The organism is Streptomyces albicerus (genome assembly GCF_008905045.1).
Taxonomy (GTDB): domain Bacteria; phylum Actinomycetota; class Actinomycetes; order Streptomycetales; family Streptomycetaceae; genus Streptomyces; species Streptomyces albicerus.
The window spans coordinates 23,459-38,871 of record NZ_VWMY01000063.1 but is presented as its reverse complement, the minus strand read 5'-3'; the positions used below and the strand labels follow the sequence as shown (position 1 = coordinate 38,871).

Annotated in this window: 16 protein-coding genes; 6 read left to right on the top strand and 10 right to left on the bottom strand. The window is 71.9% G+C overall.

Going from position 1 to position 15,413, the window contains the following annotated elements; all coding sequences use genetic code 11:
* Nucleotides 1–267 precede the first annotated feature (267 nt).
* The 9 genes from GAS53_RS42025 to GAS53_RS41985 all read right to left on the bottom strand — a co-directional run bounded on the left by GAS53_RS42025 (nucleotide 268) and on the right by GAS53_RS41985 (nucleotide 9,198).
* Nucleotides 268–1,290 (bottom strand): hypothetical protein, encoded by a 1,023-nt coding sequence (locus GAS53_RS42025; RefSeq protein ID WP_151483037.1) that lies wholly within the window; start codon nucleotides 1,288–1,290, stop codon nucleotides 268–270.
* Nucleotides 1,287–1,706 carry a peptidase inhibitor family I36 protein gene (locus GAS53_RS42020; RefSeq protein ID WP_151483036.1) on the bottom strand — a complete coding sequence of 140 codons (420 nt, stop codon included), beginning with the start codon at nucleotides 1,704–1,706 and terminating at the stop codon, nucleotides 1,287–1,289. Before GAS53_RS42020 ends, GAS53_RS42025 begins: the two co-directional genes overlap by 4 nt.
* 168 nt (nucleotides 1,707–1,874) lie before the next feature.
* Nucleotides 1,875–2,288, bottom strand: coding sequence for an NUDIX hydrolase (locus GAS53_RS42015; RefSeq protein ID WP_151483069.1), 414 nt, complete (start codon nucleotides 2,286–2,288; stop codon nucleotides 1,875–1,877).
* Nucleotides 2,289–2,332: 44 nt separating this feature from the next.
* Nucleotides 2,333–3,361: a CHAD domain-containing protein gene (locus GAS53_RS42010; RefSeq protein WP_151483035.1), complete on the bottom strand. Its 1,029-nt coding sequence runs from the start codon at nucleotides 3,359–3,361 to the stop codon at nucleotides 2,333–2,335.
* The gene (locus GAS53_RS42005; RefSeq protein WP_404829406.1) at nucleotides 3,342–5,720 is read right to left on the bottom strand and encodes an RNA degradosome polyphosphate kinase; all 2,379 of its coding nucleotides are present in this window, start codon (nucleotides 5,718–5,720) and stop codon (nucleotides 3,342–3,344) included. Before GAS53_RS42005 ends, GAS53_RS42010 begins: the two co-directional genes overlap by 20 nt.
* A 184-nt stretch (nucleotides 5,721–5,904) precedes the next feature.
* Entirely contained in the window at nucleotides 5,905–6,783 is an 879-nt protein-coding gene (locus tag GAS53_RS42000) for a hypothetical protein (protein WP_225859420.1), read from the bottom strand.
* On the bottom strand, nucleotides 6,780–7,856 hold the full coding sequence (locus GAS53_RS41995) for an ABC transporter permease (RefSeq protein ID WP_192583506.1): 1,077 nt from the start codon (nucleotides 7,854–7,856) through the stop codon (nucleotides 6,780–6,782). Before GAS53_RS41995 ends, GAS53_RS42000 begins: the two co-directional genes overlap by 4 nt.
* Nucleotides 7,853–8,797 (bottom strand): ABC transporter ATP-binding protein, encoded by a 945-nt coding sequence (locus GAS53_RS41990; RefSeq protein ID WP_151483034.1) that lies wholly within the window; start codon nucleotides 8,795–8,797, stop codon nucleotides 7,853–7,855. Before GAS53_RS41990 ends, GAS53_RS41995 begins: the two co-directional genes overlap by 4 nt.
* Complete coding sequence (locus tag GAS53_RS41985) at nucleotides 8,794–9,198, bottom strand: GntR family transcriptional regulator (protein WP_151483033.1); 405 nt, start codon at nucleotides 9,196–9,198, stop codon at nucleotides 8,794–8,796. The genes GAS53_RS41990 and GAS53_RS41985 overlap by 4 nt, the downstream gene beginning before the upstream one ends.
* Before the next feature lie 161 nt (nucleotides 9,199–9,359).
* Between GAS53_RS41985 and GAS53_RS41980 the strand changes: the two genes are divergently transcribed.
* The 6 genes from GAS53_RS41980 (at nucleotide 9,360) to GAS53_RS41960 (ending at nucleotide 14,189) form a co-directional block, all read left to right on the top strand.
* Entirely contained in the window at nucleotides 9,360–9,911 is a 552-nt protein-coding gene (locus tag GAS53_RS41980; protein ID WP_151483032.1) for an RNA polymerase sigma factor, read from the top strand.
* Between the two features lie 23 nt (nucleotides 9,912–9,934).
* A complete protein-coding gene (locus GAS53_RS41975; RefSeq protein WP_151483066.1) occupies nucleotides 9,935–10,792 on the top strand; it encodes a zf-HC2 domain-containing protein in 858 nt (285 codons plus the stop codon).
* A complete protein-coding gene (locus GAS53_RS55570; RefSeq protein ID WP_192583505.1) occupies nucleotides 10,792–10,956 on the top strand; it encodes a hypothetical protein in 165 nt (54 codons plus the stop codon). The genes GAS53_RS41975 and GAS53_RS55570 overlap by 1 nt, the downstream gene beginning before the upstream one ends.
* A gap of 82 nt (nucleotides 10,957–11,038) precedes the next feature.
* Entirely contained in the window at nucleotides 11,039–11,923 is an 885-nt protein-coding gene (locus GAS53_RS41970) for an ABC transporter ATP-binding protein (RefSeq protein ID WP_151483031.1), read from the top strand.
* On the top strand, nucleotides 11,920–13,461 hold the full coding sequence (locus tag GAS53_RS55565) for an ABC transporter permease (protein ID WP_318723542.1): 1,542 nt from the start codon (nucleotides 11,920–11,922) through the stop codon (nucleotides 13,459–13,461). The genes GAS53_RS41970 and GAS53_RS55565 overlap by 4 nt, the downstream gene beginning before the upstream one ends.
* Nucleotides 13,458–14,189 (top strand): ABC transporter, encoded by a 732-nt coding sequence (locus GAS53_RS41960; RefSeq protein ID WP_225859418.1) that lies wholly within the window; start codon nucleotides 13,458–13,460, stop codon nucleotides 14,187–14,189. The genes GAS53_RS55565 and GAS53_RS41960 overlap by 4 nt, the downstream gene beginning before the upstream one ends.
* A 122-nt stretch (nucleotides 14,190–14,311) precedes the next feature.
* On the opposite strand, the gene mshD is transcribed toward GAS53_RS41960, so the two are convergent.
* Nucleotides 14,312–15,238, bottom strand: coding sequence for a mycothiol synthase (gene mshD / locus GAS53_RS41955; protein WP_151483030.1), 927 nt, complete (start codon nucleotides 15,236–15,238; stop codon nucleotides 14,312–14,314).
* Between the last annotated feature and the right edge of the window lie 175 nt (nucleotides 15,239–15,413).

Genomic DNA, 15,413 nt, shown 5'->3' with positions numbered 1-15,413 from the left:
GAAGCCCGCGGTGCGGCTGCTTATGTCACAGCGGCAAGGGTCGGTACCGTGGTTGGCGTGGCGCAGTACGAGCACACCGATCTACCGAGACACCGCACGACGACGGTCGAACAGGGCCGTTTCTGCCTGGCACGCTGTTCCTGTGGCTGGAGAGGCCCGGCCCGCCGCGCCCGCAGCCTCGCCCGCTCCGACGCGGAGGGGCACTTAACGGCTCCGCCCTGACGCGTGACCTCTAGCCGCGGCTGAAATCCGCGTCTGAATCCGCGGCTAGTCCGCGGCGCCCTCGGTCGACCCCAGCACGGCGAGCGCACGGCGGACCATGCCCCGCTTCCGCTCGGTCTCCGCGGCGATCGCCTTCTTCTCCTTCGCCATCGCGCGCTGCTCGTAGCGGGCCTCGACCGTCGACCAGACGCGGATCAGCGAGGTGTCGTTCTTGCAGGCGATGTCCGCGAGGGCGACCTTCTTCTCGTGGGCGTCGGGGGCCGGTTTCCTGGCCGTGGGCAGGTCGTTTCCGGCGTCGAGAGGGGTGTCGTACTCGTATCCCCTGCGCGCCATGCACGACGACCAGGCCTTGACGACCTTGCGGACCTCGGGGTCCTTCCTGGCCTCGTCGAAGGACCTGAGGTAGATGCCCATGGCGACCGGATTGCGCTCGGAGCCGCCGTCGCCGACGATCGCGGTGCGCGCCTCCTCGTAGCAGCCGCCCTCGCGTACGGGCTTGCCCTTGTACTCGCCGATGACCTTCGCCTCGGCCCGCGGCCGCGCGCTCTCGCCGCGCTGGATGTCGGCGTCGGTGATCCGGTCGGACTCGCTGCCGTAGAGGAGGAGGTGCTCGACTCTGCGGTCCTCGGCGGTGCGGGCCTTCTCGGCGCTGACCAGGTCGGTCTGCTTCTCCTGGTTCGCCGGTACGCGCGGGTCGACGTCCGGGGCCATGTGGTAGCCGTACCGGCTCGCCTGCTCCTCGGACATCACGCCGTACGAGCGGTCGGGGAGCGTGGCGTGCAGGCTCTTGGTGAAGTCGACGCGGTAGTCGAATCCGTAGCGGCGCATGCAGGCGGCCCGGGTGATCAGCTCGGCGCGGCCGACGGCGGCCAGCTCGGAGGGGAGCAACCGGGCCTGGTCGACGGGGCGTTGGAGGAGCGGTGCCCGCAGCTTCACCTCTACCGAGGGGCCGGGCTTCGGGGTGGTGTTCTCCGGCGAGCCGGAGCCGCCGCCGCAGGACGTCAGCAGCAGGGCGCCGACGGCCGCGGCCGCGGGGGCGATCGCTCGCCCCCGCGGCCGCTGGGTCACGGGCACTCCCAGTGGTTGGAGGCGTTCTCGTTGTAGACGCGGACGAAGCGCTCCACGGACGACCTCGCCGGGATGTAGTCGGCGACCCCGCTCCATCCGCTGTTGAAGTAGACGCTCGCCGTGCACTCGGTGTCGAGGTTCGTGGCCCCCGCGGCGTTGTTCTTCACCTGCTGGCCCTGGCCCGCGCCGCTGGAGCTGAAGACGTAGCCGGCGTGGTCCCTGGTGGGCACGTTGAAGTCGGCGTGGGAGCCGCTCAGGCCGGAGTTGTAGTACAGACAGAGCTCGCCGAAGAGGTTGGAGCTCACGCTGGTGGTGCATACGCCGTTGTTCTGGGCGGCGGCGGCCGGGGCCATGCTCACGCCGGTCGCGATCGCCGCGGCGGCCACGACAAGGGCGGCGCTTCTCTTGATGTGCATCGTGCTGGCAACTCCTCAGTGAGTAAGGCGAGTTGGGGTGCTCGTGCCAGGTGGTGCACTCACATCTCAACATTCACAGGAGTCACAGAGAACGGCGCGGAAAGATCGTTCCGGCGGTGTTAACCGTTCCGTCACTTGTGTTCGACGGACCGTGTCCGAGGTCGGATCTCACGCGTGCCGCAGGACCGCCAGCAGCTCGTCGACCAGCCCCTGGTCGCGCATCTGGGTGACGCGTTCGCGGGCCGCCGCCGGGGGGAGCCAACGGACGCGGTCGACCTCGCGGTTGGGCGTGAAGTGGCCCTCGGTCGCCTGGGCCGCCCAGTAACTCACCCGCTTGGGGCGGCCGTTCGCCATGTAGTGGAGCGTGGCCAGTTGTGGGCCCGGGACGCAGCGGTGGCCGGTCTCCTCCTCGACCTCGCGGACCGCGCAGTCCAGCGGAGCCTCGCCGCGCTTCAACTTGCCCTTCGGATGCGACCAGTCGTCGTACTTCGGCCTGTGGACCAGGCAGATCTCCAGCTCGCCGTCGACCGGCGAGTGCCGCCACAGGACACAGCCCGCCGCCAGTACGGGATCGCCGTTCATCGCGTGCACAGGGCCTCCCCTCGCGTGTACGGGGCCTCCGTCGGTTACGGAGTACCGACCGTCTCCCTCAGCCAGACCCGCTGGAAGGCGAATCGGGCCGCTTCCACCTCGTGTCGCTGATCCGCGTGGAGTACCCCGAGCGCGTACGCCGTCGCCGGGGCGATCCGCGGGGTGCGGGCCGCGGAGGCCGCCGCCGCGGCCGCCTCCGCCGCGTCCCGGTGCCGGTCCAGGGCCTGGCCCGCGTTCAACAGGCGTACGTCCACGGGGGTTTCGTCGCCGAACAGGACCTCCCGGGCGTAGCGGTGCAGGCGCAGCAGGAGGCGGACCTGGTGCCAGGGGGCGTCCTGGGGCTGCGGAGCCGTGTCCGCGGAGAGGCCGTGGACGAGGGCCTCCGCGTTGTACGGGTGGCCCGCGGTGATCAGGGGCAGCCCGGCGACGGCATCGCAGAGGCGCTCCTCCGCGGCGGCGGCCAGGGGCTTGAGCCCTGCCGTGGTCGCGGACGCGGTCAGCGGGACCTCGCTGGCGAGCACGGCCACGTTGTCGGCGACGGCGTGGAAGCGGCTCGAGCCCAGGGCCTGGAGCGCGGCGGAGTGGGCGCGCGTCCGGGCGAGGGTCAGCTGGCGCTCCAGGAGGGCACCCGCCTTGGCCGCGCCGACCGTCAAGTTGCCCTTGTCCGGCCGCTCTTCGGAGGTGGCCTGGGACGGGAACGCCGACGAGCCCGACAAGCGGTGCAGTGCCGCCAACAGCCGCTCCAGACGGGCCCCGTAGGCGTGCTCCCGTGCCAACGTCCCCGAAAGCCAGGCCAGTTCGGGTCGCATGCCCTCCGACCAGCCCTCGTCGAGCAGGGGCCGGAAGGTGTGCAGCGTGCCGCTGATGCGGCGGGCCGAGCGGCGCAGCGCGCGCGCCGCGTCCACGGTCTCCTCCGAGCCGTTCGCGTTCCCGCCCGTCGCGCCGCCGGTCTCGCGGTGCTGGCGCAGCGCGCGCAGGAACTCCGTGGCCTGGCCCTGGAGATAGGCCGCCAGGGTGTCCCCGGCCACGGGTCCGGCCGTGGGGTCAAGGTGTTGCTGTGCCACGCCGGCGCCTCCGGGCGTCTATGAGCATCTCCTGGATGTTGCGATGCGGCTGGCCGTCGGCGTCGTTCGCGTGCCGGGTCCATTCGCCGTCGGGACCGAGGTGCCAGGAGGAAGTGGTGTCGGACATGCCGGTCTCGAGGAGCCGGTTGAGGGCCGCCCGGTGGGCCGGGTCGGTGACCCGGACCAGGGCTTCGATACGGCGGTCGAGATTGCGGTGCATCATGTCGGCGCTGCCGATCCAGATCTCGGACTCGCCGCCGTTGCCGAAGGCGAAGACACGGGAGTGTTCCAGGAAGCGGCCGAGGACGGACCGTACGCGTATGTTCTCGGACAGGCCGGGGACTCCGGGCCGTACGGCGCAGATTCCGCGCACCCAGATCTCCACCGGCACGCCCGTCTGGGACGCGCGGTACAGGGCATCGATGATCGCCTCGTCCACCATCGAGTTGACCTTGATGCGCACGAACGCGGGACGTCCGGCACGGTGGTGCTGGGCCTCCTTGTTGATCCGGGCGATCAGGCCGTCGCGCAGGGACTTGGGGGCGACGAGGAGACGGCGGTACGTCTCGCGGCGGGAGTAGCCGGAGAGCCGGTTGAAGAGGTCGGAGAGGTCCGCGCCGACCTGCGGGTCGGCGGTCAGGAGCCCCAGGTCCTCGTACAACCGGGCCGTCTTGGGGTGGTAGTTGCCCGTGCCGACGTGGCAGTAGCGGCGGAGGGTCTCGCCCTCCTGGCGCACCACGAGCGACAGCTTGCAGTGGGTCTTCAGGCCGACGAGGCCGTAGACCACATGGCAGCCCGCCTCCTCCAGCTTGCGGGCCCACTTGATGTTGGCCTGCTCGTCGAAACGTGCCTTGATCTCGACGAGGACGAGGACCTGCTTGCCGGACTCGGCGGCGTCGATGAGGGCGTCGACTATGGGCGAGTCGCCCGAGGTCCGGTACAGGGTCTGCTTGATGGCCAGGACGTCGGGGTCCATCGCCGCCTGCTCCAGGAACGCCTGGACGGAGGTGGAGAAGGAGTCGTACGGGTGGTGCAGGAGGACATCGCGCTCGCGCAGGGCGGCGAAGATGTCGGGCGCCGACGCCGACTCGACCTCCGCGAGGTCCCGGTGGGTGCCCGCGATGAACTTCGGGTACTTCAGCTCGGGCCGGTCGAGCTTGCCGATGCCGAACAGGCCGGTGAGGTCCAGGGGGCCCGGCAGCGGGTACACCTCGGCCTCGCCGATCTTCAACTCCCGTACCAGCAGGTCGAGTACGTACCGGTCGATGGACTCCTCGACCTCCAGGCGCACCGGCGGGCCGAAGCGGCGCCGCATGAGCTCCTTCTCCAGGGCCTGGAGCAGGTTCTCGGCGTCGTCCTCCTCGACCTCCAGGTCCTCGTTCCGGGTGAGGCGGAACGTGTGGTGCTCCAGGACCTCCATGCCCGGGAAGAGCTCCTCCAGGTGGGCCGCGATGACGTCCTCGATGGGGACGTAGCGGTTCGGGGAGGCCTCCAGGAAGCGGGAGAGCAGCGGCGGGACCTTCACGCGCGCGAAGTGGCGGTGACCGGAGACCGGGTTCCGTACGACCACGGCCAGGTTCAGGGACAGGCCCGAGATGTACGGGAAGGGGTGCGCGGGGTCGACCGCCAGCGGGGTCAGGACCGGGAAGATCTGGTGGCGGAAGAGCGTGAAGAGGCGGGCCTGCTCCTTCTCGGACAGCTCGCTCCAGCGGACGAGGTGGATGCCCTCCTCCGCGAGCTGGGGGGCCACGTCCTCCTGGTAGCAGGCGGCGTGCCGGGCCATGAGCTCGCGGGAGCGGGCCCAGATCATCTCCAGCACCTCACGGGGCTGGAGCCCGGAGGCGGACCGGGTGGCGACGCCGGTCGCGATGCGGCGCTTCAGGCCGGCCACGCGGACCATGAAGAACTCGTCCAGGTTGCTGGCGAAGATCGCCAGGAAGTTCGCCCGTTCGAGAAGGGGCGTGTTCGGGTCCTCGGCGAGTTCGAGCACCCGCTCGTTGAACGCGAGCCAGCTGCGCTCCCGGTCCAGGAAACGGCCCTGCGGGAGCTGGACACCGTCCTGTACCGAGTCCTCGTACGCGTCGAGATCGGCGTCGAGGTCGGGCTCCAGGTCGGAGACGTTCGCCGCCACCGTGTGGGGGCGGTGCGCGGCTATGGAACCGACGGACGGCTGCGCGTGCTGTACCTGCGTCTGGGCATTGGGCTGGCTCATGAACCCATTCTTCCGCGCCGGGACGGAAACGGGCGCGTCGGACAGAGCGGGCGGGAGCGCTACGGGGACGTGCAGGCTTCCGTTCTCCCTCACGGGCGAGGGCTCGGGCTCCGGCGGAGGCGAAGGCTCGGGCACGGCGGGGTTCATTCGCTGAGCGTCGCAAGCCCGTCTGAATCAACGGTTACGGCGACATGACGTGCGGGATAGCGGGGGACGGCTCCCAGGCGTCTACATGGCTGGCGGGTACGTTCCGAGGGACTGCCGCGCCCCCGAAGGGGGCGCGGGGAACTGCGCGACCAGCCACGGACGGCCCGCACTCAAAACGAAGCGCTCAGGCCGTACGGCGCCGCAGCAGTCCAAAGGCCGCCGCAGTGGCAAGACCAGCGACACCCAGCACGATCCCAGTCTCCACCAGGTGCATCGGCCAGTAATGGGACTGGGTGTGGAAACTCCCGTCGCCCACCTGCCACACATCATCGGGCAGCCCGCCGACCGTTGAACCGCCGGAGGCAACCGTCGGCCAGAGGTCCACTCGGTGCTTCTCCAGATTGTGGTTGAGCAGGTACATCACGACGCAAGAGATCCCGAGCGCGGGCAGCGAACGTCGCAGCACCACCCCCGCCAGCGCCCCGACGGCCAGCCCGCACAGGCCGTACGCCACCAGGGCGGGCCCCCGCGCGGCGAACACGTCGTTGAAGGTCCAGTCGTCGCCCATCAGGTCCCGGTTGGCCGCCCAGGCCCACCGGAACACGAGGACGAACACGGTGCCGCCGAGCACGAGCAGCACCGCGGGCACCGCGAGCTTCGCGGCCAGCCAACGCGTCGGCGAGACGGACTGCGTCCAGGCGAGCTGCGCGGTGCCGTTCTCCAGCTCACGGCCGATCAGCGCGCCGCCGGCGAACGCGGCCACGGCGAAGAAGCTGTAGTAGACGAGGGTGGAGGCCCAGCTGATGGTCCCGCTGTAGTCGACCAGGGTCGTGAGCCGGCACAGACCGCCGTTCTCACCGCAGGATGCGATCCGTTCCCGTACGGAGTCCGCGATGACCTCGACCTCCCAGACCAGCGTGCCGACGGCGGCCAGGAGGAAGGTGACCCACACGACCAGCGCCGCGCGGTGCAGGCGCAGCACGGTCCACGGCAGCCCCCGGACCGGCCCACGGGGCAAGGCCCTGGCCTCCTCGGCTGTTCCTTTGACGGCGAAGGCACTCATACGGCGGCTCCCACTGCGGCGGTACGACGGTCGGGCGGGACGGAGGCGGCGGCGGACGCGGTCGCGACACGGCGGTTGAGCAGGACGAACGCGGCGATGACCGCGAGAGCGGCGACGGCGAGGACGATCCCGGTCTCCGCGAGCTGGAGGGGCCAGAAGTGGGACCGCGGGTGGTAGGTGGCCCAGATGTCGCTGAGACCGCCGCGGGCCATGCAGCGCCTGAGGTCGGCCGCGCCGTCGAGGGCGTCGGTGCAGGCCAGGTTGTTGCCGATGCGGGTGCCCTCGGTGGTGATCACGCCCTGGTCGAGTCGGAGGGAGTCGTCCGGCAGGTTCAGTGCCTTGGCGCCGGTGACCGTGACCGTGCGCCACATGCTCGGGCGGTAATCGTTGCCCAGGTAGGTGATGGCGAGCATGGCGGCGAAGGCGACGCCCAGGGCGGGCAGCGCGCGGCCGAGGAGCAGGCCCGCGAGGGCGCCGACGGCCAGGCCGCACAGCGCGTAGGCGAGGGCGACGGTGCCATTGGCGTGGAAGGCGTCCTGGTCGTACCAGTCCGCCCAGAGCAGCTCCTCACCGCCGTTCCACATCAGGCGGTGCAGCGGGATCAGTACGGCGGTTCCGGCCGTGATGAGCAGCGCCGGAACGGCGAGCTTCGCGGCGAGCCAGCGGGCCGGGGAGACGGACTGGGTCCAGGCGAGGTGCGCGGTGCCGGTCTCCAGCTCGCGGCCGATGAGGGCCGCACCGGCCCAGACGGCGACGAGGAAGGGGAGATAGGCGACGACGAGGGTGCTGAGCGCCACGGCCGTGTCGTACTTGCCGTACCAGGGGCCGCTGGGGAAGTGGCAGGCCACGACGCTGTCACGGCACTGCTGCCGGAGATCCGCGGCAGCGGCGTCGAAGCCAGGACCGTACGCCCACAGCATGGTCGCCGAGACGGCCGCGAGCAGCAGCAGCCAGATCCACAGGGCCGCCCGGTGCAGGCGCAGCACGGACCAGACGAGGCCGCGGCTTCCGCGCAGGGACAGGGAGTGGTCTTCGCGTGGGGACGTGAGGGGCGAGGTGGGGAGAGTCGTCATGCGCGCGCGTTCTCCTCGTTCTCGTCGGTCTCCACGGTCTCCTCGGTGAACAGGTCGGGTGCGTCGGGGTTGCGCAGGTGGGCCAGGAGCAGCTCCTCCAGGGAGGGCGCGGCGGTCTGCCAGTCGTCGGGCAGCGGGCCGCCCGGGCGGATCAGCGCGGTGAGCTGGCGGCCGGCGTCACGCGACTCGACGACCGTGTGGCCCGTGAGGTCGCGCGCCGGGCCGGTGAGCAGGGTGTGCGCGGCGAGCAGCTGTTCCGGGTCGCCGCCGAGTCTGATCCGGCCGCCGCCCATGAGGAGCAGGTGGTCGCAGGCGCCCTCCAGTTCGGCGATGACGTGCGAGGAGATCACGATCGTCGTGCCGTGCTCGGCGGCCTCGCCGAGCAGCGCCCCGAGGAGTTCGCGCCGGGCCAGCGGGTCGAGGTCGGCCATCGGCTCGTCCAGCAGCATCAGCTCGGGCCGCTTGCCGAAGGCCAGGGCGAGGGCGACACGAGTGCGCTGGCCGCCGGAGAGAGAGCGGATCTTGGAAGTGGGGTCCAGGGCGCCGTCCCGGTCACCCCCCGGTGCGAGAGGTCCGTACGCGATCCGTTCCGCGGCCGCCCGGTCCCAGCGGGCGCGGTTCAGTTCGGCGCCGAGACGGAGGGTGGCGGCGACGGTGAGCTGGGGCGGCAGCGGCTTGCTCTGCGCGACGTACGCGAAGCGCGTACGGGCCTCGGCGGGGGTGGTGCCCAGGACGGTCAGGGTGCCCTCGGTGGGGCGGATCAGGCCGGCGGCCAGCGACAGCAGGGTCGACTTGCCCGCGCCGTTCGGCCCGACCAGGGCGCAGATCCGTCCGGCGGGCAGACGGAAGGAGCAGTTCCGCAGTACGGGGCCGCGCCGGCGCCGGTACCGCTTGCCGAGCCCGACCGCTGCCAGTGCGATCCCTTCTTCGTCCCTGCTCATCGCTCCCCCTCGTGGCCCTTTTCGGCAGGGCACTTCTCGTCCAGTACGGAGTTGAAGAGCGCGGTGATGTCCTCGCGCTCCAGGCCTTCACCGCGCGCCTCGTCCAGCCAGGCGGTCAGCTTCGAGCGCAGGGCGGTGTGGTCGGCGGGTGCGGCGCCCAGGGAGCGCCGTACGAAGGTGCCGAGACCGCGTCTGGCCTCGACCAGGCCCTCGCGCTCCAGCTCGCGGTAGGCCTTCAGGACGGTGTTCGGGTTGATCGCGGTGGCCTCCACGACCTCACGGGCCGTGGGGAGCTTGTCGCCCGGTTCGAGGACGCCCAGGCGCAGGGCCTGCTTCGTCTGATGGACGATCTGGACGTATGTGGCGACACCGCTGCGCCGGTCGATGCGGTACTCGACCACTCGACAACCACCCTTTCACTAATTGAGTAGTGAAAGGGTGGTGCAAGGGGCGGGGGCTGTCAAGCAGTTCGGAGAGGTGCGGGTGCCAAGGTTCTCCGGGGAACCGGAAAGTTCTCCCCGATGCCGTGAACCGATCGGCGGGGCTCGTCCGATGAGGGGGTGTGAGGGAAACGAGAAGCGACGGGGAGCTGCTGCGGGCCATCGCGGCGGACGGGGACCGGCGCGCCTTCGAAGAGCTGTACCGGCGGTATGCGCCCTGGCTGAGAGCGCGACTGCGGGGGCGGTGTGCCGACGCCGGGATAGTCGACGACGTCGTGCAGGAGACGTTTCTCGCGGTGTGGCGGGGCAGTGCCCGGTACCGCGAGGAAGGGGCCGCCGGAGATGCCGCCGGCTGGCTGTGGCGGATCGGCTCGCGGCGGCTGGTCGACGCGCTGCGGGGCGACGGGGCGCGGGGCCGGCTGCGGCAGGCGCTCGCGCGGCTGCGGCACCGGGACGAGGCGTCCGCGGAGGAGCGCGTGCTCGCGGGGGTGGAGCACGGGGACCTCGCGGGCGCCCTCGTCCGGCTGTCGCCGGAGCTGCGGGCGGTCCTCCAGGCCACGGTCATCGACGGCCTGAGCACCCGGGAGGCGGCGGTCCTGCTCGGCATTCCGCCGGGGACGGTCAAGACACGGGCCCTGCGGGCCCGCAAGCAGCTGCGGGAGGCGTTGGCATGAGCGACACGATCGGCCCGAGCGGCCTGACCTGGCATGTGGCGGAGGACGACCTCCGGGCGTATGTCCGGGGCGAGTTGGCGCCACCGATGCTGTGGTCGGCGGACACGCACCTCGTCTCCTGCGAGCGGTGCCGGGCGGTGCTCGCCGAGGTGAGCGACCCGGTGTCCCTGGACGAGGGATGGGAACGGCTCGATGCGGAACTGGACGCGCCGCGAGCGGGGTTCCTGGAGTCGCTGCTCGTCCGGTGCGGGGTGGCCGACCACACGGCGCGGCTGCTCGCCGCGACGCCCGTGCTGCGGCTGTCCTGGCTGGGCGCGGTCGTCGCCGTGCTGGTGATGACAGTGGCGGCGGCCCACACGGTCCCGACCATGTCCTCGCCCTCACTGTTCCTCGCCCTCGCACCACTGCTGCCCCTCGCCGGGGTCGCCCTGTCGTACGGGCCCGCGCTCGACCCGACGTACGAGATGGCCGTGGTCGCGCCGCTGCACGGGTTCCGGCTGCTGCTGATCCGCACTGTTGCCGTGCTGGCCATAGGACTGGGTCTCAACGGCGTTGCGACGCTCGCGCTCCCCTCGTACGGACTGCGGGCCCTGGCCTGGCTACTGCCCGCGCTCGCCCTCACCGCGACCGGGCTCGCTCTGACCCCCCGGCTGGGGCCGGTCCTCGCTCCTGGGCTGGTCGCCGGGGTGTGGGTCGCGGTGCTGGTGATCGCGGAGGCGAGGACCGAGGGGACCCTCGCGCCGTACACGGTGGCCGGGCAGGGGGTGGCGGCCGTGGTCGCCGCGTTCGCCATCGGGCTCCTCTACCTCGGCCGCGACCGTTTCGACTCGACGTCCGCGCACACACCGTTCGCGGGCTTTCAGGATGGAGGTGCGGCGTGATGTCCAACGCCACCCGCAGGAGGCTCAAGCTGCTCAAGGCCGCCGCGCTGATGGTCGGCTCGGGCGTCCTCCGACTGCTGTACGTCATCGCCGTCGTTCTCTCGCAGACATCCCGCCGCCAGGGATCCTCCTCGTCCTCCTCCGACAGCGGGGGCGACGGATGAGGGCCGCCGCTGCCGCTCTGCGGCGCCGCGTGCCGGCCGCCGCCGTCCCCACGCTTCCGCTCTCTTCCACAGGAGTCCACGCATGACCGACCTGCCCACGCCGCCCACGGTGTCCGCCGCCGGGCTGACCCTCCACTACGGCAGCACGGCCGCCCTCGACGACGTGTCGCTGCGGCTCGGCGCGGGCGTCACCGGGCTCCTCGGGCCCAATGGAGCGGGCAAGACCACCTTGCTGCGGGTGATGGCCACCGCCGTGCCCGCGGACCGGGGCGCCTTCACGGTGCTCGGCCACGACCCGAGCACGACGGCAGGGCGGCAGAACGTGCGGCGCGCGCTGGGCTACCTCCCGCAGACACCCGGCTTCCACCCGGACTTCACGGCCTTCGCGTTCGTCGACTACGTGGCGATCCTGAAGGAGATGACCGACCGCGCGGCCCGGCACCGTGAGGTGCGGCGCGTGCTGGACGCGGTCGATCTCGGCGACGTACGCGGAAAGCGCATCCGCAGGCTGTCCGGCGGAATGCGGCAGCGGGTCGCACTGGCGGCGGCGCTCGTCGGAGACCCCGGCTTCCTCGTACTGGACGAGCCGACGGTCGGGCTGGATCCCGAACAGCGCATGCGTTTCCGGGAGTTGATCGCGACGGCCGGCGAGGGTCGTACGGTCCTGCTCTCCACGCACCAGACCGAGGACGTGGCCATGCTCTGCCACCGCGTGATCGTCATGGCCGCGGGACGCGTCCGCTTCGAGGGGACGCCGGCGGAGCTGACCGCCCGGGCGGAGGGCCGTGTGTGGAGCAGTACGGAACGGGACCCGGGCGCGAGGGCCGGATGGCGTACGGGCACGGGGGCCTTCCGTAACGTCGGGGACCCCCCGGAGGGCGCGACGCTCGTCGAACCGACCTTGGAGGACGGCTACTTGCTCACCCTCGACGCCACCTCGGCCGCCGCCTCGGGGGTGACCTCGTGAGCACGCTGACCGAAGCCCGGCCCATGCCTGTCGTGGCCGAGGCCGACCCTCGCCGCTGGACGGCCGTGATCGCCCTCGCCCGTTTCGAGGCGCGCGAACTGCTGCTGCAGATCCCGGTGTTCGCGATGTGCCTCTTCTATGTCGGTTATTCGGGCTGGCAGTTGTTCTCCGGCCGGGAGGGCATGGACGACTACCCGGTCCTCCAGGACGTCGACCGCGCCACGCAGACCCTGCCGATGCTCCCGGCCGTCGCCGTCCTCATCTGCGTCAACCTCGCCGTGCTGCGCTCCCGCAGGTATCACACCGACGGGCAGCTGGACGTGCTCCCCATGGAGCCGTGGCGGCGCACGCTCGCGCACGCGCTGTCCGTCGTGCCCTTCGCGATGTTCACCGCGCTGGTCGTCGCCCTCAGGTTCGGCTGGGCGGCGCTCGGTCAGGACGCGGTCGGCCACGGATCGGTGGCCGAACTGGCCGTGGGCCCGCTGACGGTGCTCCTGGCCGGCGTCGCGGGGGTGCTGATAGCCCGGCTGATACCGTCCGTGCCCCTGGCCGGGCTGGCCGTCGCCGGCGGATACGTGCTCCTCACGGTCGCCGAGTCGAGCGCGGGTGACCCGCGCTGGATGCGCTGGTTGTGGCCGGTCGTCTCCGAGAACGGGTCCGTTCCGCTCCCCTCCGACCTGCTGGGCCGGCCGGCCGCCTGGCACGCGCTGTATCTGGCGGGGCTGGTCACGTTGGTTCTCTGCCTCGCGGTGCTTGTCAGCGGGGGCCGCGCACTCCTGGTCAAGGCGGTGGCCTTCGGGGCGGCGGCGCTGACCCTGACGGGTGCGGTGGCCCAGTCCGCGGGCGACTCGTCCGCGCTGGTCGCGGCCCGGGTCCGGGCTTCGGCTACACCCGAGAAGGACCAGACGTGCGTACGGCACGGGCGCTCGACGTACTGCGCGTTCCCCGAGTGGGCCGGGCGCACGGCGGACTGGGCCGAGACCGTCCGGCGTGCGCAGTCTCTCGCGGGCGGCGCCGCCGGGGGTGCGCGGCTCACGGTCCGCCAGCGCGTCGAGGCCCGCTACGGCCTCGGCACGGACGCGGCCATCGATCCCTCCCGCACGCCTGGGGAGGTCACCGTCGATACGCGCTGGGGCGGCAACAGGGTTTCGGAGTTCGCCGTCGGTGTCGCCTCCGTGCTGGTCGCGGGTGACGAACGGACGGCCGGAGAGATGTGCGACGCCCGGACGGTCATGGTGATGTGGCTGGCCCTGGGCAACGACCCCGACCCGATGGGCTCGCTCAGCGAACTCCGCCTCGACGACAGCGTCTCGGGATCCGCGATCGTCCGCTCGCCGACGGACCCGCTCGCCATGACCGCCCAACAGACCACTGTCGTGAGGGAGTTGCTCCAGCGGCCCCGCTACAGCGTCATCCCGAAGGTGAAGGCCAACTGGACGGAGCTGACGTCACCGAAGACGTCCACGGCCCGGGCCGCGAAGCTGCTGGACGTGCCGCTGCCGGAGGGGGAGAAGGGGGAGGACGAGTGCGGGGTGTGACGAGAGCGACGAAGGCGATGAAGGTGACGGAGGTGACGGAGGTGACGGGGGACTCTGGCGGGCGGCGGGTTTCCTCCACGGCCCGCACGATCCGGGCACTGGTCCCGCCCGTGGCCCGCGCCCTGCCCTGGCTGCCGCTCGCCGTCGGCGGTGTCGCGGGGCTTCTGCTCGCCGCCGTGCCCCGTATGTCGTCGGGGGAACCCGACGGGTGGCTCGCGCTGCTGCTCCTGCGGGTGGCCGCGCTGGTCTTCGGGCTCGGGCTGGCGTTCCTGATGGACGACCCGGCGCGGCACACCACCGCGGCGGTGCCGGTCCGGCGCGCGGTGCGGGCGGGGCTGCGGGTGGCGCTGGTCGCACCGGTCGCCGTCGTCTGGTGGACGGCCGCCCTGCTCCTCATACCCGAAGGGGTACGGCCACCGCTGGGGGACATGACCCTGGAGGCCGCGGCCATCACAGCGCTCGCGCTCGCCGGGGGTGCCGCCGCCGTGCGGTTCCGGGACGAGCCCGAGCCCGGGCGGTCCACGGCGGCCGCGCTCCTGGTCACGGGCCTGGTCGCGCCTCTGCTGCCGGATGGCTGGACCCTCTTCGTCCAGCTGAACGCCGACCGCTGGGACGAGGCCCACCAGACGTGGGCCTGGCTCCTGACCGGCGCGCTGCTCGTGTGGGCGATGTGCCTCCCGGAACCACTACGCCGACGCCGCCTCGCGATCTCGACGCCCCGCTCCTGAGAACCTCTCGGGCAGGACGTCCGAGTCGGACCCTCAGGCCAAGCCACCCCCACGACACCCCTGCGGTCACTCCCACGGCCCCCGGCCCACGACCCGCGGCCAAGCGCCCGCCTACGACTCCGTTACGACTCCGTCCGGTACATCAGGTCCGTCTCGTGCGTCACGAATCCCAGCCGTTCATAGACGGTCACCGCCGCCTTGTTGTCGGCGTCGACGTACAGCATCGCCGTCGGGGCACCCTGGGCCGCCAGATGCCGAAGGCCGATCGTGGTGAGGGCCCTGCCGAGGCCGCCGCCCTGGGCGCCGGGGCGTACGCCGAGGACGTACACCTCGCCGAGGCCCTCCGTCGCGTGGATCTTCGTCCAGTGGAAGCCGATCAGTTCGCCGCCGCGGAAGGCGAGGAAGAAGCCGGCGGGGTCGAACCACGGCTCGGCCTTGCGGTCGTCGAGGTCACGCTGGGTGAGGGAGCCCTGCTCGGGGTGGTGGGCGAAGGCCTCGGCGTTCACGGCGAGCCAGGCCTCGTCGTCCTGGCCGGGGCGGAAGGTGCGGACGGACACGCCGTCGGGAAGCTTCGGCTCGGGCAGGTCGAGGTCGGTCAACGGGCGGCGCATCTGACGCAGTTCGCGGAAGAGCGTGAGGCCGAGTACCTGGGCGAGATGGCGGGCCGCCGAGTGGCCGCCGTGGGCCCAGACGCGCAGACGCTTGCCGGACTCGGCCAGCAGGGCGTTGCCGAGGGCCCGCCCGTGTCCGTGGCCGCGGTGGCCCGGGTGGACGACCAGTTCGGCGGCGGGTGCCTCGACGGGGTCGGTGTCCTCCAGCTGGGCGTACCCGACGAGCCGGTCCTGGACGGTCAGGAGCAGATGCCGGACGCCCACCCGCGGGCCGCCGCGCAGCTGCAGCCGGCCCTGTTCGGACACCGCCTGCTGTCCGTCGGCCCGGGCGGCCTCCGCGAGAAGCGCGAGCACGGCCTCGGTCTGCTCGGGGTTCAACGCGGCGAGGATGTCGATGGAGCGGGCCGGGACAGCCGGTGCGGTGTCGTCGCTGGTCATGAGTACGAGAGTACGGCGTGTCCGGTTCATGGCGAAGTGGCCCGGCGGGTGAGTGCGCGGCCAGTGTGCGGCCTGTCCGGTTCGCGGTGAAGTGCCCTGGGCGGCAACCAGTCCGTAACCCTGAACCCCCTGTCGCGCTACGCGCGTTGACTCTAGGCTGCGCCGGGACGAGGCC

Excerpts from the sequence above, each read along its gene's own strand:
- GAS53_RS42020 (WP_151483036.1), bottom strand. The coding sequence starts at position 1,706 with ATGCACATCAAGAGAAGCGCCGCCCTTGTCGTGGCCGCCGCGGCGATC.
- GAS53_RS42015 (WP_151483069.1), bottom strand. The coding sequence starts at position 2,288 with ATGAACGGCGATCCCGTACTGGCGGCGGGCTGTGTCCTGTGGCGGCAC.
- GAS53_RS42005 (WP_404829406.1), bottom strand. The coding sequence starts at position 5,720 with ATGAACCCCGCCGTGCCCGAGCCTTCGCCTCCGCCGGAGCCCGAGCCC.
- GAS53_RS42000 (WP_225859420.1), bottom strand. The coding sequence starts at position 6,783 with ATGAGTGCCTTCGCCGTCAAAGGAACAGCCGAGGAGGCCAGGGCCTTG.
- GAS53_RS41995 (WP_192583506.1), bottom strand. The coding sequence starts at position 7,856 with ATGACGACTCTCCCCACCTCGCCCCTCACGTCCCCACGCGAAGACCAC.
- GAS53_RS41990 (WP_151483034.1), bottom strand. The coding sequence starts at position 8,797 with ATGAGCAGGGACGAAGAAGGGATCGCACTGGCAGCGGTCGGGCTCGGC.
- GAS53_RS55570 (WP_192583505.1), top strand. The coding sequence starts at position 10,792 with ATGTCCAACGCCACCCGCAGGAGGCTCAAGCTGCTCAAGGCCGCCGCG.
- GAS53_RS41970 (WP_151483031.1), top strand. The coding sequence starts at position 11,039 with ATGACCGACCTGCCCACGCCGCCCACGGTGTCCGCCGCCGGGCTGACC.
- mshD (WP_151483030.1), bottom strand. The coding sequence starts at position 15,238 with ATGACCAGCGACGACACCGCACCGGCTGTCCCGGCCCGCTCCATCGAC.